The 19,911-nt window shown below is 35.6% G+C and carries 20 protein-coding genes; 4 read left to right on the plus strand and 16 right to left on the minus strand.

Annotated elements, in window-relative coordinates:
* Positions 1–5: 5 nt before the first annotated feature.
* The 4 genes from AAG068_RS17630 to AAG068_RS17645 all read right to left on the minus strand — a co-directional run bounded on the left by AAG068_RS17630 (position 6) and on the right by AAG068_RS17645 (position 3,531).
* Positions 6–1,004 carry an anti-sigma factor gene (locus AAG068_RS17630; RefSeq protein WP_342715230.1) on the minus strand — a complete coding sequence of 333 codons (999 nt, stop codon included), beginning with the start codon at positions 1,002–1,004 and terminating at the stop codon, positions 6–8.
* 12 nt (positions 1,005–1,016) lie between these two features.
* On the minus strand, positions 1,017–1,550 hold the full coding sequence (locus tag AAG068_RS17635) for an RNA polymerase sigma factor (RefSeq protein WP_342715231.1): 534 nt from the start codon (positions 1,548–1,550) through the stop codon (positions 1,017–1,019).
* 288 nt (positions 1,551–1,838) lie between these two features.
* Positions 1,839–2,645 (minus strand): ABC transporter permease subunit, encoded by an 807-nt coding sequence (locus tag AAG068_RS17640; protein ID WP_342715232.1) that lies wholly within the window; start codon positions 2,643–2,645, stop codon positions 1,839–1,841.
* Positions 2,638–3,531: an ABC transporter ATP-binding protein gene (locus tag AAG068_RS17645; protein WP_342715233.1), complete on the minus strand. Its 894-nt coding sequence runs from the start codon at positions 3,529–3,531 to the stop codon at positions 2,638–2,640. The genes AAG068_RS17640 and AAG068_RS17645 overlap by 8 nt, the downstream gene beginning before the upstream one ends.
* Positions 3,532–3,668: 137 nt before the next feature.
* On the opposite strand from AAG068_RS17645, the gene AAG068_RS17650 reads away from it, so the two are divergent.
* Positions 3,669–4,289 (plus strand): TetR/AcrR family transcriptional regulator, encoded by a 621-nt coding sequence (locus AAG068_RS17650; protein ID WP_342715234.1) that lies wholly within the window; start codon positions 3,669–3,671, stop codon positions 4,287–4,289.
* A 25-nt stretch (positions 4,290–4,314) separates the two neighbouring features.
* Here the strand turns inward: AAG068_RS17650 and AAG068_RS17655 are convergent, their stop codons facing one another.
* The 8 genes from AAG068_RS17655 to AAG068_RS17690 form a co-directional block, all read right to left on the minus strand.
* Positions 4,315–5,346, minus strand: coding sequence for an oxidoreductase (locus AAG068_RS17655; RefSeq protein ID WP_342715235.1), 1,032 nt, complete (start codon positions 5,344–5,346; stop codon positions 4,315–4,317).
* A 271-nt stretch (positions 5,347–5,617) separates the two neighbouring features.
* Positions 5,618–8,041, minus strand: a complete 2,424-nt coding sequence (gene parC, locus AAG068_RS17660; protein WP_342715236.1) for a DNA topoisomerase IV subunit A — start codon at positions 8,039–8,041, stop codon at positions 5,618–5,620.
* A gap of 1 nt (position 8,042) precedes the next feature.
* Positions 8,043–10,007 carry a DNA topoisomerase IV subunit B gene (parE, locus tag AAG068_RS17665; protein WP_048527581.1) on the minus strand — a complete coding sequence of 655 codons (1,965 nt, stop codon included), beginning with the start codon at positions 10,005–10,007 and terminating at the stop codon, positions 8,043–8,045.
* Between the two features lie 376 nt (positions 10,008–10,383).
* Positions 10,384–10,797 carry a CoA-binding protein gene (locus AAG068_RS17670; RefSeq protein ID WP_098671290.1) on the minus strand — a complete coding sequence of 138 codons (414 nt, stop codon included), beginning with the start codon at positions 10,795–10,797 and terminating at the stop codon, positions 10,384–10,386.
* Positions 10,798–10,876: 79 nt separating this feature from the next.
* On the minus strand, positions 10,877–12,118 hold the full coding sequence (locus AAG068_RS17675; RefSeq protein WP_342715237.1) for a S1C family serine protease: 1,242 nt from the start codon (positions 12,116–12,118) through the stop codon (positions 10,877–10,879).
* Between the two features lie 201 nt (positions 12,119–12,319).
* The gene (locus tag AAG068_RS17680; protein WP_001044683.1) at positions 12,320–12,997 is read right to left on the minus strand and encodes a response regulator transcription factor; all 678 of its coding nucleotides are present in this window, start codon (positions 12,995–12,997) and stop codon (positions 12,320–12,322) included.
* 18 nt (positions 12,998–13,015) lie between these two features.
* Entirely contained in the window at positions 13,016–13,468 is a 453-nt protein-coding gene (nrdG, locus tag AAG068_RS17685; protein ID WP_342715243.1) for an anaerobic ribonucleoside-triphosphate reductase activating protein, read from the minus strand.
* Entirely contained in the window at positions 13,465–15,321 is a 1,857-nt protein-coding gene (locus AAG068_RS17690; protein WP_342715244.1) for an anaerobic ribonucleoside triphosphate reductase, read from the minus strand. The genes nrdG and AAG068_RS17690 overlap by 4 nt, the downstream gene beginning before the upstream one ends.
* Before the next feature lie 225 nt (positions 15,322–15,546).
* Here AAG068_RS17690 and plsY point away from each other — a divergent pair, with 225 nt between their 5' ends.
* On the plus strand, positions 15,547–16,143 hold the full coding sequence (gene plsY / locus AAG068_RS17695; protein WP_000258967.1) for a glycerol-3-phosphate 1-O-acyltransferase PlsY: 597 nt from the start codon (positions 15,547–15,549) through the stop codon (positions 16,141–16,143).
* Between the two features lie 108 nt (positions 16,144–16,251).
* Entirely contained in the window at positions 16,252–16,542 is a 291-nt protein-coding gene (locus tag AAG068_RS17700; protein ID WP_001054449.1) for a HesB/YadR/YfhF family protein, read from the plus strand.
* 26 nt (positions 16,543–16,568) lie between these two features.
* Here the strand turns inward: AAG068_RS17700 and AAG068_RS17705 are convergent, their stop codons facing one another.
* A complete protein-coding gene (locus AAG068_RS17705) occupies positions 16,569–16,988 on the minus strand; it encodes an acyl-CoA thioesterase (RefSeq protein WP_087954624.1) in 420 nt (139 codons plus the stop codon).
* A gap of 109 nt (positions 16,989–17,097) precedes the next feature.
* Here AAG068_RS17705 and AAG068_RS17710 point away from each other — a divergent pair, with 109 nt between their 5' ends.
* Entirely contained in the window at positions 17,098–18,390 is a 1,293-nt protein-coding gene (locus tag AAG068_RS17710; RefSeq protein WP_000614837.1) for a glycosyl hydrolase family 18 protein, read from the plus strand.
* A gap of 67 nt (positions 18,391–18,457) precedes the next feature.
* Here the strand turns inward: AAG068_RS17710 and sspN are convergent, their stop codons facing one another.
* The 3 genes from sspN to AAG068_RS17725 form a co-directional block, all read right to left on the minus strand.
* Positions 18,458–18,592 (minus strand): acid-soluble spore protein SspN, encoded by a 135-nt coding sequence (sspN, locus tag AAG068_RS17715; RefSeq protein WP_000527987.1) that lies wholly within the window; start codon positions 18,590–18,592, stop codon positions 18,458–18,460.
* Between the two features lie 43 nt (positions 18,593–18,635).
* Positions 18,636–18,779, minus strand: coding sequence for an FbpB family small basic protein (locus AAG068_RS17720; RefSeq protein ID WP_001254697.1), 144 nt, complete (start codon positions 18,777–18,779; stop codon positions 18,636–18,638).
* 139 nt (positions 18,780–18,918) lie between these two features.
* On the minus strand, positions 18,919–19,866 hold the full coding sequence (locus tag AAG068_RS17725) for a 3'-5' exonuclease (protein WP_342715257.1): 948 nt from the start codon (positions 19,864–19,866) through the stop codon (positions 18,919–18,921).
* Positions 19,867–19,911 lie beyond the last annotated feature (45 nt).

Consider the following 19,911-nt stretch of genomic DNA (forward strand, 5'->3'; position numbering starts at 1 on the left):
GTTTTCTATTCATCTAATATACTTTTCAATTTTTCATACTTAGCGCTATCCTTTTGAAATACATTCTCTTTCAACCCTTTGTTTATTTGTATCCATTCAGTCGTAATCGAATATTGAATCATACCTTCGTGGAAACTAAGGAACTTTAGCATAATCCCTGTATTTTTCTCTACAACCATTTCAAATTTCCCTCTTAAATCTTCAGATGTACTTACAGGCATTTCTATATTTATTGTCCCTTCTATTTTGTAGCAATCAAGTCCAAGATACTTCGTCTCTTTATAATTCCAATCTTTATATCGGATTAACAAATCAGCAAATTCTGATTGAATACTATACTTCGCGAATCCAACATATTCATCATCATACCTTTTTTTCTCGCCTAATTTTCTCAATAACCTTTCCGTAGGATTTAATTTTAATAGTTCATAGTTTCTTTCTTTCGGGCTCCATTTCATCTCTTTGTATGTATACTTCTCATCATCAAATTCTTTTTTCTTGCCCTCGTTATATATAATTGTTCGTTTTTTCGTTAGCTTATCTTCTTTCGAAGAGATACCTCTTTGTTGCTCCGTATCAATCGCATATTTGTATGTTGTAGCAATTCTTGAAGAGCTAGAATATTCCTCAAATTGTCCTGAAATATTTTTAAAATGATCAATAGAATCCAGCATCTTTTCATGAATCTCTTCTTTATCTGGATAATTTACGTTCGATTTTATTTCTTCTTCATTTTCATAATCAGAAAACGCCTTTTTCTTTACATATTCAAATACTCCGCCGTTTTGAGCAAAAATTTGATCAGAAAACTCCGACATAGACACAATGGAAAGTGTTAGAACCGCAGCACTTATAGCCATCATATGAACTCTGTAACCTTTCTTTTTTACCGGGAGATTATGTAGTGTACGATTAATCTTTTCATTTAACTCTGGCGGTACTATAACATTCTCTTCGTTTATTCTCTTTTTTAATTTCTCATCAAATAATTTTTCGTTATCCATCCTATACACCCCCTATTCCATCTTTAATCGTTTTTGCAGTTGTTCCCTCGCACGTGACAATCTCGATTTTACTGTTCCTTTTGGTATTTCTAAAAGCTTCGCTATACTCTCTTGATTCATATCTTCATAATAATAAAGCACCGTAACAGCTCTTAACTCTTCATGTAACGATTGAATCGCATTACACAAATCTATATCTTCATACTGATCATAAGCACTCATATTGTAATCACTTTCTTCTATTATCATTATTTTTTTGTATGATCTAATAATATTGTTACACTCATTTATCAAAATTCGAATTAACCAAGTTTGAAAAAACTCTTCTTTCTTTAATTTTTTTATATTTTCATAGGCTTTTAAAATTGTTGCCTGTATCGCATCCTCTATATTTGTCTCATCACGTAACATAGCCTTTGCAATACGATACATCTTCACTTTTTCTGTATGTATAAGCGCCATAAACGCTTCATGATCACCTTTTTTCGCTAAAGAAACATCGGTTTCTTCTTTTACAATCATTTTATACAAAGGGATTACTTTCACAATTGCTCCTCCTGTTTCATCCTCACTTCAAATTTAACTTTACATGTATTAGACGGATGAGCCTAGAAAAAGGTTCATTTTTTTGAATATTTCCATAAAAAAGGTAAACATTTTTTATGTTTACCTTTTTTATACGTAACTCTGAGGACATATCCATTTGGATCGACAACTTTAAAACAATTATTTTCTCATAAAACAATAATGACGTTTCTACATCATATATATAGCTGCACCCCATTCGTTTCATCCTCATCAAAAAAAGCCCACTCTATCAGTGGACTTTCTACTTTACAACGGTAAATCCCTCTTCTTAAACAATACAATCGCTACGATGAAAATACAAAGTGCTCCAGCAGTTAAACCTATACTCACTGGCCATATATTATACGCTCCCTCAGCAATCTCTTTCGGACGAAATAGCATAAATAATGATATATTTCTCATCCACTCTAACTTATCACTTAATTTACCTACCATATCCGCTACGAAAAATAAAATTGTTAAACTTGCTGAATAACTAAGTGCCTTTCTTTCATCGTTACATATACAAGAAAATAAAAATGAATAAGCACTAACGACTAAAAATATGAGCCCTCCGACTACGTTTATCTTCAGGAATAATTCTTTATTTAAGTTATTAACTTCTAAAAACCATTCTGCACCTACTATACCTGCTACATACGTAACCGCTACAATAATCAGTAGTCCTAATATAAGAATAGCCGCTTGCGTAATTGCAATTCGTACTCTAGATACAGGCGTTGCCAGCAAGTATGCCATCGCTCCCTTATCTACATGACGAGCAATTAAATGCGTTGCAACTGTTACACAAAAAATTGTTAATATGATAATAAACAATAGACTATAATATTCGCCAGCTAAAAAATCCATTACGTTTTGAATCGGACTTTCCATACCAACAATTTTTTTCACGCTATCAGGCATAGCACTTATTAATTCATTTAACCCTTTCGCTGATACCATGGAAGGGAATATCCAAATTAACAACCATAAATAAAGAGCTGCACCCGTAGCATAACTCCAAATACTTTTTTGTGTTTCTTTCAAACTAGCTAAAAACAATTGCTTATTCATGCTTTACCCCTTCTTTCTTATCGTAATAATGCATAAATAAATGTTCTAAATCCATTGCTCTCGTTTGAAGTGCCGTTACATTATAGTTTGAAAGTATTTGTAAAACAGTTTGATAGTTTCCTTGTACGATAATCGATGCTTCTCTACCTTTCACCGCTTCAAATTGTAAATTACATTGTGTAAGAGATTCAATCTCTTCTTGCGACGATACGGTTACATCTATTACCTGTCGTCTCATGCTTTGTAAATCATGAATATTTTCAACTGTTACAAGGCGTCCATCTTTAATTATAGCCACTCTGTCGCAAGTTCTCTCAATCTCAGTAAAAATGTGCGATGACATAAGGATTGTTTTCCCTCTTTGCTTTTCCTCCAATATTAAATCTATAAATACTTGCTGCATAAGTGGATCGAGTCCTGAAGTCGGTTCATCTAAAATTAACACTTCTGGATCATGCATAAAAGCAGCAACAATGCCTACCTTTTGCTTCATTCCTTTAGACATTTTTCGAATCGGTGTTTTCACATCAAATTGTAGACGTTCTATTAATTTATCTCGTTTTTTCGTATCCTTTAAGCCACGCATTCCTTGCATTAACTTTAAAAATTCTAATCCATTCATTCCTTCAATAAAAGAAATTTCGCCTGGTAAATAACCGACTTCCCTTTGAATTTTCGCTGCTTCATCCCAGCAATCTAATCCAAAAATTGTCGCTTTACCAGCTGTCGGTTTTATAAATCCCATTAAATTACGAATTGTTGTGGATTTCCCAGCACCATTTGGTCCTAAGTAACCAAATACTTCCCCTTCTTTTACATCAAATGTAATATGAAACAAACCTTTTCCAGTTGAAAACTGTTTTGTGACATTTTGAACTGAAATCATAATTCCACCTCATTTTTTGAAATATTTAATATGTGATATTTCAAAATTATTGTACTCCTCATCTTTCATATTCGCAACAACTTTTTGAAATATTTATATGTCCATATTTCAAAAATATTGTTTTCCATTATTTTTTCTTGTATATTTTAATTGAGGTGATTGCATTGAACGGCTTTGAAAAAGTGAAAGAAAAGAAAAAACGTGCCATAAAAGAGGCAGCCTTCTTATTATTTTCAGAACGTGGATTTAATGAAGTAAAAATAGAACATATTGCAAAAGAAGCAAATGTTTCTCAAGTTACCATTTATAATCATTTCGGAAGTAAAGACGCGTTATTTAGAGAACTTATACAAGAATTTATAACATCTGAATTTCAATATTATAAAAAACTTGCAGAGGAAAAATTACCTTTTCATGATATGATGCAAAAAATGATTGTACGAAAAATGAACACTGGTGGTTTATTTCAGCCCGATATGTTACTGCAAATGATGCAAAGAGATGAGGAGCTCCGAGAGTTTATTTATAATTATCAAAACGAAAAAATCCTGCCTTGGTATTTAGAAATATTAGAACAAGCACAGCAAAAAAATGAAATCAACCCTCATCTTACTAAAGAAATGATGTTGCTATACATTCAAATGTTTACTAAATTAGGTGATGAGTTCGGAGCACAGCTTCTTGAAGGAGATCGCGAAAAACATATACAAGATATCGTTACGATGTTCTTTTATGGACTGTCCGTCCCAGAAAAGTAAAAAAGACACGAAATTCGTGTCTTTTTTACTTTATAGTGATAACTCTACCCGTCTCACTACTTTCAATTGCTAATTGAATAAGCCTGATAACTTCTAATCCTTCTTCTGCTGTCACAGGTGGTTTCTCGCCATTTACAATGCTATCTCTTACACCTTTATAATACATGTCATAACAGCCAACTTCTGTCGGAATACGTACTAACTCTTCTTCTGTTTCTAGAATAGCAAAATTCTCTTCAACGTCTACTCCATAACCGTTATCGCCTGGCTTCATTCCATTTTTTAATTGTTCTTCCTGTGAATCCATACCGTATTTCACGATAGAACCTTTATCTCCATGCAGTGTAAAGTGTGGACCTGCTTGCTTTACGTAACTACTACTATGTAAAGTGATACGTTTCACACCGTAATGAAGTATAACATGGAAGTAATCATCAATTTCTGCACCTGGTCGTTGTTTGATTACATCTGCACTTATCGCATCTGGTTTCCCAAATAATGATAATGCTTGGTCAATTAAATGCGAGCCTAAATCATATAATATTCCTGATCCTGGTAAATTCTTTTCTCTCCAGCGGTCGCGTACATGTGGACGGAAACGATCAAAATGCGCTTCATATGTGTATAGATTTCCTATTCTATTTTCTTCTAACAATTTCTTTACCGTTAAGAAATCATTATCAAAACGACGATTATGATATACACTTAATACCACATTATGTTGCTCTGCTAATGAAATAAGCTCTTTTCCTTCTTCAATTGAAACAACAAATGGTTTTTCTACAACAACATGCTTACCGTTTAATATTGCTTCTTTTACATATGGAAAATGAGTTGTATTCGGTGAAGTAATGACCACTAAGTCAATATCAGCTCGCTTCACCAATTCATCAATTGTACTAACGACGTTAGCATTTGGTAATGCTTCTTTTACTACCTCTTCTTTTGAAGATAATACAGCACGAATATCGTATTCCTCTATCGTTTGTAATAATGGGATGTGAAATATTGTACTAGAAAATCCAAATCCTACAATCCCTACACCTATTTTTTTCATGTTGCCCCTCCATCTGTCCCGCTTTAACGGGCAGTAAGATTCCTACCTCAAAATTCTGCGAAAGCAAAGAAATTAAGTAAGAAATCAACTGCCCATTAAAGTCCGATTGGTTCAACTCATAATCAGTGTGGATAAAGAAAATTCCCACTGATTAAAGTTTCATTTTATGAGAACGATTTCATTCAATTATTATAACAAGATTATTATTATGTACATAATAATTTGCCTAGAAAAAAGCACCTTGCTATTATTCATAACAAGATGCTTTTCTTTACTCCGGCCGTTTTTTCGTCCACGTTTCAATAACTTCACCAGTATCATTAACATCTAGTACTAAACTACCGTTACTATACCGGTCTTTATTTCGATACGCTTTCGGATCAATTTCTTCTACGATATGTTTCTCTGTCTTCATATAAACTAGTTCATCATCTCGAATGATTTCAATACCGACAATACGATATGGATTACGTTTTAACTCTTTGAAAATAACAAGTCCTCGCTTCGCCCTCGTTGATTTCTCAATTTCTGATGCTTTTAGACGTTTCACAGCACCGCGCTGCGTTACGAGAATAAGTTGATCTTTGTCACCATTTAACGGTTTACCAGAAGCGACATAGTCATCTTCTTTTAAATTAATTGCTTTTACACCAGCAGCTCTTACACCGACTGGACTTACTTCATCTTCATGGAAAATAAGTGCATATGCACCATGCGTTGCAAGAACGATATCACTCGTTCCATCTGTCGCAAATATATCTACTACTTCATCATCTTTTTTCAAGTTTACAGCAACAAACGCCCTCGAATAGCGCTGTACTTTATATAGATTTAATTCCGTCTTCTTAATCATACCATTCTTTGTTACAAATACGATAAATCGCTTTTCTTCCTCAAAATTCGGTACGACAGTTGCCCAAATAATGGTTTCATCCCGATCGAGTGAAACGATATTAGCAACGTGCTGACCTAAATCTTTCCAACGAATATCTGGCATTTCGTATACTGGCAGATATATATAGTTTCCTTTATTCGTAAATAAGAGGACTGTCTCTGTCGTATTCGTATCGAATCGTTCAAGTAAGATGTCACCCTCTTTCATACCGAAGTCTTTGCCATTTGAGGCATTATGTGAGCGCCATCCAGTACGTTTCACATATCCTTCTTTCGTTACAGTAACGATGACATCTTCTTGCGGGATCATTACTTCCACATCTATTTTAATTTCTTCGATTTGGTCTTCAATAATCGCACGTCGATCATCACTATATGTTTTCTTAACTCTCTTTAAATCCGTTTTAATTACTTGAAGTAATCTTTTTTCACTCTGTAAAATTGCCTGTAACTCCGCAATTTTTTTATTCAATTCATCAGCTTCTTTTTCTAATGCCGTAATATCTGTATTTGTTAAACGATATAATTGCAACGAAACGATCGCTTCTGATTGTGCTTCTGTAAAGCCAAATTTTGCACTCAAATTATCTTTCGCATTACGCTTATCTTTAGAAGCTCTAATTGTTTCAATTACTTGATCTAAAATTGATAATGCTTTCATTAAACCTTCAACGATATGTTGACGATTTTCTGCTTTTCTCAACTCATACTGAGAACGCTTTGTTACAACTTCTTTTTGGTGGCCAATATATGCATCCAAAATTTTTGGTAATGTCATAAGTGTAGGACGACGATTATTTATCGCTACCATATTGAAGTTATATGGAATTTGCAAATCTGTATTTTTATATAAATAATTTAAAATACCTTCAGAATTTGCTTCCTTTTTTAGTTCGACGACGATACGCAGCCCTGTACGGTCAGTCTCATCACGTACTTCAGCAATACCGTCTAATTTTTTATCTAGACGTAGTTCATCCATTTTCTTAACAAGGTTCGCTTTATTCACTTCGTAAGGAATTTCAGTAATTACAATTTGTTGTTTTCCACCACGAATCGTTTCAACTTCTGCTTTTCCGCGAATAATAATTTTACCTTTACCTGTTTCATACGCCTTTTTAATACCATCAATCCCTTGAATAATACCACCAGTCGGGAAATCCGGTCCTTTAATAACTGTTAATAAATCATCTACCGTACTATTTGGTTTATCAATACGCATCATCGTTGCATCGATTACTTCACCTAGATGATGAGGTGGAATTTCCGTCGCATAACCAGCTGAAATCCCTGTAGATCCGTTCACTAATAAGTTCGGGAACATTGCTGGTAATACAACAGGCTCTTCACTCGTATCATCGAAGTTTGATACAAATTCCACTGTTTCTTTATCAAGATCACGTAATAACTCAGATGCAATTGGTGATAAACGGGCTTCTGTGTAACGCATTGCCGCAGCTGGATCACCATCAACGCTACCGTTATTACCGTGCATCTCAACTAAAACATTACGCACTTTCCAAGTTTGACTTAAACGTACCATTGCTTCATATACAGAGGAATCACCGTGCGGATGATAGTTACCAATAACGTTACCGACTGTTTTAGCTGACTTACGGAACGCTTTATCATGTACGTTTCCTTCTACATACATAGAATATAAAATACGTCTTTGTACTGGTTTTAAGCCGTCACGCGCATCTGGAAGCGCGCGATCTTGAATAATATATTTACTATAACGTGCAAAGCGGTCACCTAACACGTCTTCAAGCGGGAGGTCATGAAACTTCTCTGCTTGCATGTTATTCCACCTCCGTCTCCATAATCATTTCATTTTCTAAAATATTTCCTTCTTCTTGCATACCAAACTGTACATTACGCTCAATCCATTTACGGCGCGGTTCTACTTTATCGCCCATTAATGTTGTTACGCGGCGCTCTGCTCTTGCTGCATCATCAATTTTCACGCGAATTAATGTACGCGTTTCAGGATTCATCGTTGTCTCCCATAATTGATCTGCATTCATTTCACCAAGTCCTTTATAACGCTGTAACATATAGCCTTTTCCGACCTTCTTCGTTACACCGTCTAATTCTTCATCTGACCAAGCGTATTCAATTACTTCACTCTTACCTTTTCCTTTACTTACTTTGTATAAAGGAGGAAGTGCGATAAACACTTTACCAGCTTCGATAAGAGGTTTCATATATCTGTAGAAGAACGTTAATAACAATACTTGGATATGCGCTCCGTCTGTATCGGCATCGGTCATAATTACAATTTTATCGTAATTAATATCTTCCACATCAAATTCATTTCCTACGCCGCCACCGATAGCATAAATGATTGTATTAATCTCTTCATTTTTAAATATATCAGCAAGCTTTGCTTTTTCTGTATTAATTACTTTACCACGTAATGGCAATACCGCTTGGAAACGTCGGTCTCGACCTTGTTTCGCAGAACCACCGGCAGAGTCACCCTCTACTAGGTATAGTTCATTTTTCTGCGGGTTACGTGATTGCGCAGGTGTTAACTTCCCACTTAATGTACCTTCTGATTTCTTTTTCTTTTTACCAGTACGTGCTTCCTCTCTCGCTTTACGAGCGGCTTCACGCGCTTGCGCTGCTTTAATTGCTTTTCTCACAAGAAGTGTAGCTACGTCCGGATTTTCTTCTAAAAAGTAAGCTAAATGCTCCGATACAATAGCATCAATTGAAGAACGAGCTTCACTTGTACCTAGTTTCCCCTTCGTTTGTCCTTCAAACTGAAGTACTTCTTCTGGTACACGTACAGAAACGATAGCTGCTACACCTTCACGAATGTCTGTACCTTCTAAGTTTTTATCTTTTTCTTTTAATAATGAAACTTTACGAGCATACTCATTAAACACACGAGTCATTGCTGTTTTAAATCCAGCTTCATGTGTTCCACCGTCTTTTGTACGTACATTATTTACGAATGACAAAATATTTTCTGAGTAGCCATCGTTAAATTGGAATGCTAGCTCTGCTTCAATTCCATTTTGTTCACCAGTGAAATATACAACCGGGTGGATTGAATCTTTTTCTTCGTTTAAATATGAAACGAAAGCTTCAATTCCTGTTTCATAATGAAACACATCTTCTAAATCATTTCTCTCATCTTTTATTGAGATTTTCATCCCTTTTAATAAAAATGCAGATTCACGTAATCTTTCACATAATGTTTCATAGTTATAATTTGTCGTGCTGAAAATCGTTGTATCTGGTTTGAAATGCATTGTCGTACCAGATTCTTTCGTCTTTCCGATTTTCTCAAGCGTCGTTACAGGAACACCGCCGTTTTCAAAGCGTTGTTCATAAATATTTCCATCACGCTTAATCGTTACGACTAACCATTCTGATAACGCGTTTACAACTGATGCCCCAACACCGTGTAAACCACCACTTGTTTTATAACCACCTTGGCCAAACTTACCACCGGCATGAAGTACAGTTAAAATAACTTCAGGTGTAGGTTTCCCAAGTTTATGCATTCCCGTAGGCATTCCTCGCCCTTTATCTATAACGCTAATACTATTATCTTTATGTATTACGACAGAAATTTCGTCGCCAAATCCCGCTAACGCTTCGTCAACGGAGTTATCTACTATTTCGTATACTAAATGATGCAATCCACGGCTGTCCGTGCTCCCGATATACATACCCGGGCGTTTTCGAACGGCTTCAAGTCCTTCCAACACTTGAATCGCATCTTCATTATATTGGAACTGATGCTTCGCCAAACTCCTTGCCCCTTTCCTAATCAAAAATCAGAACATATGTTTCTATTATAGAATAACGCCTCGACTATAGTTTTGGCAAGTTATCTTATCTCTTTTATATACCATTTTCAATAGAAAAATCCTTGTTTTTTCACAAGGATTCCTCTAGGCTACTATTTCAGAAAAATAATCGTTTGTCAACGAGAAATGGATATGTATTCCAAGATTACACATTCCAAACCTTTATTATGATCCAAATGATCAAGATCCAAAACGGGATTACAAGTAACAATCCCCAAAAACAGCCTTTAAAAAATCTCATGATGAACACCTCGTTCATCGGCCCTACTTATCTATAACGAGGGCTGAAGCAATCTTTCTACCTTTACAATCCATACTATTTTGTCATTGCATGTTCTACTTTTATACAACGATCCATAATAACAGTATAGTCTTTTTCTTTTAAAAGTTTATATGTATCTTCATCTTGTACTCCTAATTGTGCCCAAAAAACATCTGCATCAATCTCAACAAACTCTTTTGCAACATCCATTAAAAACTCTGAGCGACGAAATACATTTACAATGTCAACATGTTCCTTAATATCCTTTAGTGAAGCAACTGCTTTTTCTCCAAGCACTTCATCTACTGTTGGGTTTACTGGAATAATACGATACCCAGCATCTTGCATTGCTTTTGACACCATATACGATGTACGTTCTGGCTTATCCGATAATCCAACAACTGCAATCGTTTTGCTTTTCTTTAATACTTCACCAATTTCCGTACGAGTTGGGTTTTCAATCATCATAATCAATCCCTCCTATTCCTTTAGTATAGCCGATAAAGAAAGTCTCTTTCAACATGAAAGAGACTTTCTTTTATTCCGATTATTGATTCTTTGTAGCTGAGTTATCTGCTAAAGTAGCTGTTTTCGTCATTTTTTGACCGTTACGATAGAATGTAACTTCTACTTTCTCGCCTACTTTTTTCTTTTCATATAAATATTTACGGAATTGAAGTGAGTTTTCTACTTTTTGATTATCTAATGCTACTACAATATCATATTGCTCTAAACCAGCTTTTTCTGCAGGTGATATTGGGTAAATTTTACCTAATACAACGCCATTTATTACTTCTTTTGGCACTTTTAATTGATTTACTGCATAAGCTTGCACATCTTCTAATGAAACGACACCTACTCCAAGAGCTGGACGTTTCACTACGCCGTCTTTTTCAAGTGATTCAATAACTGGCTTTGCGATATTAATTGGAATAGCAAATCCAATTCCTTCAACTTCTTGTTGTGCAATTTTACTTGAATTAATTCCAATTATTTCACCGTTTTGGTTAAATAACGCACCACCACTATTACCTGGGTTAATCGCTGCATCTGTTTGAATAACTTGAGCATTCCAATCTGCACGCTTATCGCCATCAATATCTACTGGAATTTCACGTTCTTTACTACTAATAATACCTTCCGTTACACTTCCATCAAACCCTAATGGGTTACCGATTGCAATTGCTTTTTCACCCGCACGGAGTTTACTTGAATCACCTAAAGTGGCAACTTTATTTACGTTAGATCCATCAATTTCTACAACAGCTAAATCTAACCAAGGGTCTTTCCCTACAAGCTTTGCATCCACTTTTTTGCCATCACTTAATTTTACAGCAAGTTTATTCGCTCCATCTACTACATGGTTGTTTGTTACAATATACGCTTTATTTCCTGCTTTTTTATAAATAACACCTGATCCTGAACCAGCTTGCTGTTCTTGGCCTGTCGGTTGCATTGCAAATGGATCAATACTTTGTTGCATATTAATAACACCTACAACAACATCTTTCGCGCCTTCAATCATACCAGGTAAATCAGTTTCATTTTTTGCTTTATTGACAACAGGAACTACAGTACCTTCAACTTTTGAATCCGAACTGAATGATGATACAGCCGCTCCATTATTTTGAGCCCATGGCATATATGGTGCCGCAAAACTAATTGTGACAGCCCCAACTACAGCTCCGACTAAACCTGTGAAAAAATAACCTTTTTTACTACCTGATTTTCTCACTTCTCTCGTTTCACTATGCTCTTCATTTAAATTTGGTCCGTCGTAATATCCCATGTTTACTTCCCCTCTCTGGTGAATTCGTATTTTCAGTATAGTCACGTTTTGTGTCCTTCTTGTGAACTCATCGTGAAATCCAATTAAAAAAATACTCTTATCTAACATTGTAGACAAAAAATGTATTTTTTGTACATTCTACCTGCCAAAGAGGATATAAAATCGACATTTCCCTATGCTAAAGTACACAATCCGTTACAATTATTCTTCAAATTTATAACCAACTCGAATAACAGTACCGATATGCTTCGCTTTATCCCCTAGCTTATTTCGTAGTTTTTTAATATGAGTATCAACCGTTCGGTCATCACCGTAATAGTCATATCCCCATAACTGATCTAATAAATGCTGACGTGACAACACAATTCCTTTGTTCTCCATTAAATAAACAAGAAGTTCAAACTCTTTATGTGTCAATATAATCTCTTCTCCATCGACTAAAACAGTTCTAGATAGACGATTCACTTCTATTCCAGCTAGAGACATAGCATTTTCTTCTGCTACTCCTACGACGCCATCCGCACGTTTTAATAACGTCTTCGCTCGAGCTACTAACACTTTCGGGCTGAAAGGTTTCGTTACGTACTCATCTGCACCTAACTCGAACCCTAGTAATGTATCATCCTCATCTGAACGCGCTGTTAACATAATGATAGGTACCGCTGATTCTTTTCTAATTCGTCTACAAACAGACCATCCATCTATTTCTGGTAACATAATATCTAACATAATTAAATCAATTTCATGCTCTGCAAATAATTCTAACGCTTTTTTTCCGTCTTCTGCTTCAATTACTTCAAAGCCTTCATTGCGAAAATAATCACTAACGATTTCACGTAATCTTCTTTCATCTTCAACAAGTAATACTGTTTTATTCATATCATCTATCCCGCCTTTTTACTCTTTCAATCGAATAATACGTTGATTGGAGCTTCCGCGAAATGGAAGTGTTAAATCTTTTTTCTCGATTTCAAATCTTCCATCGACTAAAACATCCCCATAATGTAACAACTCTATCATATCATTATTTTGAGAACTCTGTATCTCTTCTAATGTATAACCTGTATACATCCATAGATTTTTTTTCAAATGTTTCACTGCTTTTGCTACTTTTTTCACTTCAGCAGCTTGGAAAAATGGATCTCCACCTGAAAATGTTACATCAGTTAATGGATTACTTGCAATCTCTTTCACAATTTCTTCTACTGCCATTTCAGTTCCATTACAAATATTCCACGACTTCGGATTATGGCAACCGAAACAACGATGCGGACAGCCCGCAAAAAACACGACTGTCCGCAACCCTTCTCCATCTACTACACTATCATGAATGATGTTCATTACTTTCATTTATGCTTCACCCGATCCATCTCTTCACTACGTTTTGCACTATTCCATTTTGACATATCTCCTACAAGATATCCTGTTATACGGCGAATTCTTTCTATATTAGCCTCGTCTCCATTTCCGCAACTTGGACATTCATTTCCAATGACTCCGTGATAACTGCAACACTTACAACGGTCAACAGGATGATTAATTGAACCGTACCCAACGCCATGATCTGCCATCGCTTGTACAATTTGTTTTAACGCTTGTTTGTTATGCATAGCTGCTCCGTCTAGTTCAATATACGTAATATGTCCCCCGTTACATAAGGCATGGAAAGGGCCTTCTAAACGAATTTTATTTATCGCTTGCATGTTATAGTAAACTGGGATATGGAATGAATTCGTATAATAATTATGGTTCGTTATACCGCTAATCACGCCAAATTCTTCCCTATCCTTTTTCACAAACTTCCCTGATAACCCTTCTGCAGGAGTTGCAATGACTGAGAAATTAAGTTCATATTCTTCTGTCGCTTTATCCATTCTATCTCTCATAAAGGAAATGATTTCATACCCGAGTTCCCATGATTCTTCATCTTCTCCGTGATGCTTTCCTGTTAAAGCTACTAAACACTCCGCAAGACCGATAAAACCAAGACTTAATGTCCCTTGCTTTAAAATAGATGCTACAGAATCTTCAGGCTGTAACTTTTCTCCACCGCGCCATACGCCCTGTGAATATAAAAATCGAAAATCTCTTGCCCGCTTCGTACATTGATACTCAAACCTCTCTAATAATTGCTGAATTCCTAAATCTAAGTAATAATTTAACGCTTCAAAAAACGCTTCTTTTGAACCACTAATGAGCGCTAATTTCACTAAGTTAATAGACGTAAATGATAAGTTCCCTCTTCCAATCGCTGTTTCTTCTCCATGTATGTTAGACATCACACGGGTACGACATCCCATGTAACATACTTCACTTTCCGGTCGTCCATCATAATGTACTGCATTAAATGGGGCATCTAAAAATGAAAAGTTAGGAAATAATCGTTCCGCCGTTGTCTCTAACGCTAATTCAAATAAATCGTAGTTCGGATCACATTCTGCAAAGTTCACACCTTTTTTCATTTTAAAAATTTGAATTGGAAAAATTGGTGTTTCCCCTTTACCAAGGCCAGCTTGTGTCGCTTTTAAAAGTTGTCTAATTAATAACCGTCCCTCTTTTGTTGTGTCTGTTCCATAATTAATAGAAATAAACGGGACTTGTCCCCCGCCCCTACTGTGCATACTATTTGAATTATGAATGAAAGCTTCACACGCCTGATACGTATCATTTTCTGTTTCTTTCCATGCAAATTCTTCTATTTGTTCTTTCGTAAGCGGATATGACTGCAATCGTTTCTTATGTCTCTCTACTGTTTTTCTCACATACGGGGCTAAATCAATATCAAAGAGTGCAAACGATTGACCACCGTGCTGCATATTTTGATTCGCTTGAAAAATAATAGATGAAAGGGCCAATGCACTTTTAATGTCTTGCGGTTGTCTCATATGCCCATGTCCGGTATGAAAACCATTAGCAAGCATTTGCGCTAACGGAATTTGCGAACAAGTCGTCGTTCCCGTCGCATAAAAGTCTAAGTCATGTGGATATAATATATTTTGATTTATCGCTTTTTTCACTTGATCTGACAATAAATTTTCAACAGCGTAATATTTCGCACTCTCAGATGCGAACGTTCCCATTACTCCCATCGGAGAGCGGCCATCTACATTTGCATTTTCTTGCATTAAATCTTGTTCATTGCCGTGGACAATTGTCTCAAACACTCTCATTAATTCTTCTCCACTTGTATTTTTTTGTAACATTTATAACCCTCCACCAATATGTTGTTGTCTTTTGATTAAAATGTTACTACATATAGTCTGATGGTTTCTGTGAGAAATGTAACATTCCTGTGAAATTTTTTTCACGAAATAATGACTTTTTCATTTACAAAAAAGAAATGTGCTCTTTACAAATGTATGGTACAATATACGGGAAAAACTCTTTTTACCCTTTATCAACACATTTGAATAAAGGAGACTGAACTTATGGTTACTACATATCTTTTATTTATCGTTGCCTACTTACTTGGCTCGATTCCATTTGCACTAGTCGTTGGAAAGATTGGTTATGGAATTGACATTCGTGAGCACGGAAGCGGTAATTTAGGCGGAACAAATACATTCCGCACACTAGGGAAAAAAGCAGGTTTTATCGTTACAATTGCTGACATTTTAAAAGGTACATTAGCAACGAGTCTACCGATTATTTTCGGGTTAGACGTTCATCCACTATGGTTCGGATTAGCAGCTGTTCTTGGACATGTGTATCCGATTTTCGCGAAATTCCGTGGTGGTAAAGCAGTTGCAACATCTGCTGGCGTGCTATTATGCTACTCACCAGTTGTTTTTGCAATTTTAGCTGTTGTCTTTTTCAGCCTTTTATTTACAACAAGATACGTATCACTTTCTTCTATGGTAACAGCTGTCGTTGCTGTTATCGCATCAATTGTTAGCGGGGATAAAATCTTCATTATTGCGATGTGTTTATTAGCAGGTATGGTTATTTATAAACACCGTGCAAATATTGGACGAATTATAAATAAAACTGAGCCGAAAGCAAACTTTTCAAAAAAGCAAAAATAAGATCGTAACCCACATAACGCAAAAAGAAAACGTGAAGCATATTAATAGCGTCTTTTTGCGTTATTTTTTATACTAAAGAAAAAGCAACATAATTTGGAGGAACTATACATGAATCTTTCCGTAACAAAAGAAGCAGCACAATGGTATAAAAACGAATTAAACTTACAATCGGGTGAAACACTGCGCCTTTTCGTACAATATGGCGGTTGTAGTACTGTACAAAAAGGACTTTCTTTAGGTATTCGTAAAGATGATCCTGCACATCCTGCTGTTCAAACTCAAGAAGAAGGTATTAACTTCTTTATTGAAGGCGATGATGAGTGGTTCTTCGATGGACATAATTTATCTGTTACATTTAACGACGGTGATGATTTCCCGCAATTTAATTATGAAAAATAAAAAAACGTGGCATCTGCCACGCTTTTTTATTTTTTCTTAATTTCCTCATATTTCGCATACCACTCAGGATAGAACTTTTTAAACGATACAGGCCTGAATCCTTCTTTTTTCGCGCAAATATTTGTCGTACTTGCAGTAATACAAAGATCACCTTCACCATTATAAATTTCATATCCATATACAACGCGAAGCGGGCTCACAGTGTCCACCCACGTTTTCACAATTGCTTTTTCACCGTAACGCATCGCTTTACGGTATGAAATTTGTAAGTCTAATACAGGAGAAATAATGCCCTCTTTCTCCATTTCAACATATGAAAACCCTAAATCTTGTATAAGTTTCGTACGGCCTAATTCAAGCCACACTAAATAGTTTGAATGGTAAACAACACCCATTTGATCTGTTTCCGCATAACGGATTTCAACTTCATGTTCTGCTACAAACATATGTATTCGCCTTCTTTCACTTCTGCTGCCTTGCATACATTTAATCATAATACAGTGGAATCAAAAATAAAATAAAAACAGTGAATCTTTTACCGAAAGGAGCAAGCATATGATTCAAATTGTAACTGTTCGTAGCGGTGATAGCGTATATAGCTTGGCATCAAAATATGGATCAACACCTGACGAAATAGTAAAAGATAATGGACTAAATCCAGCTGAAACACTCGTTGTTGGTCAGGCTCTGATCGTGAATACGAAAGGGAATAATTATTATGTACAGCCTGGCGATAGCCTATATCGAATCTCTCAAACATATAACGTTCCTCTCGCTAGTTTAGCTAAAGTGAATAACTTATCTTTAAAATCCATTCTCCACGTTGGGCAGCAATTATATATACCGAAAGGGACGAAACGAGCAGTAGAATCCATCGCTTATTTACAACCTTCCACTATACCCATTAAAGAAAGTTTAGTTAATGCTACACGTGCCATTAATCCATTTTTAACATATTTAGCTTATTTCAGTTTCGAGGCAAAAAGAGATGGTACATTAAAAGAACCAACTGAAACAGCTAAAATCGCTAATATTGCAACGCAAGGTAACACCATCCCTATGCTCGTTATTACAAATATTGAAAATGGAAATTTCAGTGCCGATCTGACATCAGTTATTTTACGGGACGCAACAATCCAAAACAAATTTATTACAAACATTTTGCAAACTGCTGAAAAGTACGGTATGCGAGATATTCATTTTGATTTCGAGAGTGTTGCACCCGAAGATCGCGAAGCGTATAATCGTTTTTTACGAAATGTGAAAACACGCTTACCTAACGGATACACATTAAGTACAACGCTTGTACCGAAAACAAGTTCCAATCAAAAGGGTAAATTTTTCGAAGCTCACGATTATAAAGCACAAGGACAAATTGTTGATTTCGTCGTCATTATGACATATGACTGGGGATGGCAGGGCGGACCACCGATGGCAATCTCTCCTATCGGTCCTGTAAAAGAAGTACTTCAATACGCAAAATCTCAAATGCCTCCCCAAAAAATTATGATGGGGCAAAATTTATACGGATTTGATTGGAAACTTCCGTTCAAACAAGGAAATCCACCAGCAAAAGCAGTTAGCTCTGTTGCAGCTGTTGCACTTGCTCGTAAATACAATGTTCCTATCCGCTATGATTTCACAGCTCAAGCTCCACATTTCAATTACTTTGACGAAAACGGTGTACAACACGAAGTTTGGTTTGAAGATGCGAGATCTATTCAAAGTAAATTCAATTTAATGAAAGAACAAGGCATTGGCGGTATTAGTTATTGGAAGATTGGCTTGCCATTTCCACAAAATTGGCGTTTACTCGTTGAAAACTTCACAATTACGAAAAAGGGCTGACAAAAGTCAGCCCTTTTTTACTATTAAAAATCCGTCACAAAAAGAAGAATGATGACATTCTCCTTCTTTAACCGTTATCAACAATCGGTTGTTTGCCCGTTTGGTCTTGCATTTGCTTTCCTTTATTGCCACCAGCTTTTTTTGATTGTGTTCCAATATGATTCGGTGCAAAGTCTTTTGAATTCTTTTTCGGATTACCCATTACTATCGCCTCCTTAACACTAGTATCGTACTAGTGTTAAGAATTATTCAGCTTGCTTAAAAAGTTTCATTTCATAACGTTTTTCAATACGCTCTTCAATACGATCGATTGCATCGCGATCGCTTAATAATTGTTGTTTATTTTCTTTCACAAGCTCGTCAAACGATTTACGGCGACTTCTTCTCATGCTGTTCACCCTCTCTCCTTCGCTTTCTTATTACATAGTATGAGCAAAGGAAAAATTCTTTAATCAGATTTGTGAGAAAATTTTATGTTTTAGTACTCCTAAAAAAACTCCGTGTACAATAAAACGTACACGGAGTTTTTCATACCATAATATTTAAATACTCTTTTAACTTTTCATCTGCATTCATTTCACTTTGTTTATAATCATGCAGCGCTTGCAGTACAAAATCATACTGTTCTAAAATATAACTTTCTAATTTCAGGACGTCCTCTAAGCTATTAAGCATAATCCTCGTATTACCAACTTCACTTTTTAACGCCGGTTCACATTTTAAACTCGTACATATTTCTTTCACATCATCTTCTAATATTTCTGTTAACATGTATTTCTTTCGCCCTTTTACTTTTACCCTCATAACTGGATAAAAAGCTTTTATATCTAAATAGCTTCCTACATTCATACAACGAACCCATTCAATATCACGTTTATTTCGTACAAGTATCCCTTTTACTGCTTCATATACTGCTGTTTCATCAAGCACTTCCCTATTCGATTTCCTTTTCGCCTCTTCTTCAATAGAGGCACATTTTTGATAAACAGCTGCACAAGTAATACAATCATCAAATGCATTATGAGAACTTAAACGAATTCCGAGCATTCGCTTTAACGTTTCAAGTTTATGATTAGGCGCGTGCTTCATATATTCCTTTGCTAGAAACACAGTATCAATCACTTTATTTTGAGGTTCCGGTAAACCAAGCATATTCACATTACTTTTCAAAAAGCGCATATCAAAAGATGCATTATGAGCGACAATTACATTTGTATGTAAAAATGCTAAAAATAAAGGTAACACTTCTTCAATCGTTGGTGCATCCGAAACACGATAATTTGTAATACCTGTTAAACTCGTTATTCGGTCTGGAATTGAACGCTCCGGATTCACATAGGAAACAAATTGGTCTACTAATTCATGATTACGATATTTCACTGCTGCGACTTGAATAATTTTATCATTATAAGGGTTAAATCCTGTTGTTTCAAAATCAATTACAACATAATCTAACGGTAAGGATACATCCCCCACGCCAAACACTCCTTTACCTCTAAACGTTTATATTTCTTTTATCAT

The organism is Bacillus paramycoides, assembly GCF_038971285.1.
In the GTDB taxonomy this organism is placed as follows: Bacteria; Bacillota; Bacilli; order Bacillales; family Bacillaceae_G; genus Bacillus_A.

Bases quoted from the DNA above. Each gene is read 5' to 3' on its own strand.
- AAG068_RS17630 (WP_342715230.1), bottom strand. From the start codon at position 1,004: ATGGATAACGAAAAATTATTTGATGAGAAATTAAAAAAGAGAATAAAC.
- AAG068_RS17640 (WP_342715232.1), bottom strand. From the start codon at position 2,645: ATGAATAAGCAATTGTTTTTAGCTAGTTTGAAAGAAACACAAAAAAGT.
- AAG068_RS17645 (WP_342715233.1), bottom strand. From the start codon at position 3,531: ATGATTTCAGTTCAAAATGTCACAAAACAGTTTTCAACTGGAAAAGGT.
- AAG068_RS17655 (WP_342715235.1), bottom strand. From the start codon at position 5,346: ATGAAAAAAATAGGTGTAGGGATTGTAGGATTTGGATTTTCTAGTACA.
- parC (WP_342715236.1), bottom strand. From the start codon at position 8,041: ATGCAAGCAGAGAAGTTTCATGACCTCCCGCTTGAAGACGTGTTAGGT.
- AAG068_RS17670 (WP_098671290.1), bottom strand. From the start codon at position 10,797: ATGATGATTGAAAACCCAACTCGTACGGAAATTGGTGAAGTATTAAAG.
- AAG068_RS17675 (WP_342715237.1), bottom strand. From the start codon at position 12,118: ATGGGATATTACGACGGACCAAATTTAAATGAAGAGCATAGTGAAACG.
- AAG068_RS17680 (WP_001044683.1), bottom strand. From the start codon at position 12,997: ATGAATAAAACAGTATTACTTGTTGAAGATGAAAGAAGATTACGTGAA.
- nrdG (WP_342715243.1), bottom strand. From the start codon at position 13,468: ATGAAAGTAATGAACATCATTCATGATAGTGTAGTAGATGGAGAAGGG.
- AAG068_RS17690 (WP_342715244.1), bottom strand. From the start codon at position 15,321: ATGTTACAAAAAAATACAAGTGGAGAAGAATTAATGAGAGTGTTTGAG.
- plsY (WP_000258967.1), top strand. From the start codon at position 15,547: ATGGTTACTACATATCTTTTATTTATCGTTGCCTACTTACTTGGCTCG.
- AAG068_RS17700 (WP_001054449.1), top strand. From the start codon at position 16,252: ATGAATCTTTCCGTAACAAAAGAAGCAGCACAATGGTATAAAAACGAA.
- AAG068_RS17705 (WP_087954624.1), bottom strand. From the start codon at position 16,988: ATGTTTGTAGCAGAACATGAAGTTGAAATCCGTTATGCGGAAACAGAT.
- AAG068_RS17710 (WP_000614837.1), top strand. From the start codon at position 17,098: ATGATTCAAATTGTAACTGTTCGTAGCGGTGATAGCGTATATAGCTTG.
- sspN (WP_000527987.1), bottom strand. From the start codon at position 18,592: ATGGGTAATCCGAAAAAGAATTCAAAAGACTTTGCACCGAATCATATT.
- AAG068_RS17720 (WP_001254697.1), bottom strand. From the start codon at position 18,779: ATGAGAAGAAGTCGCCGTAAATCGTTTGACGAGCTTGTGAAAGAAAAT.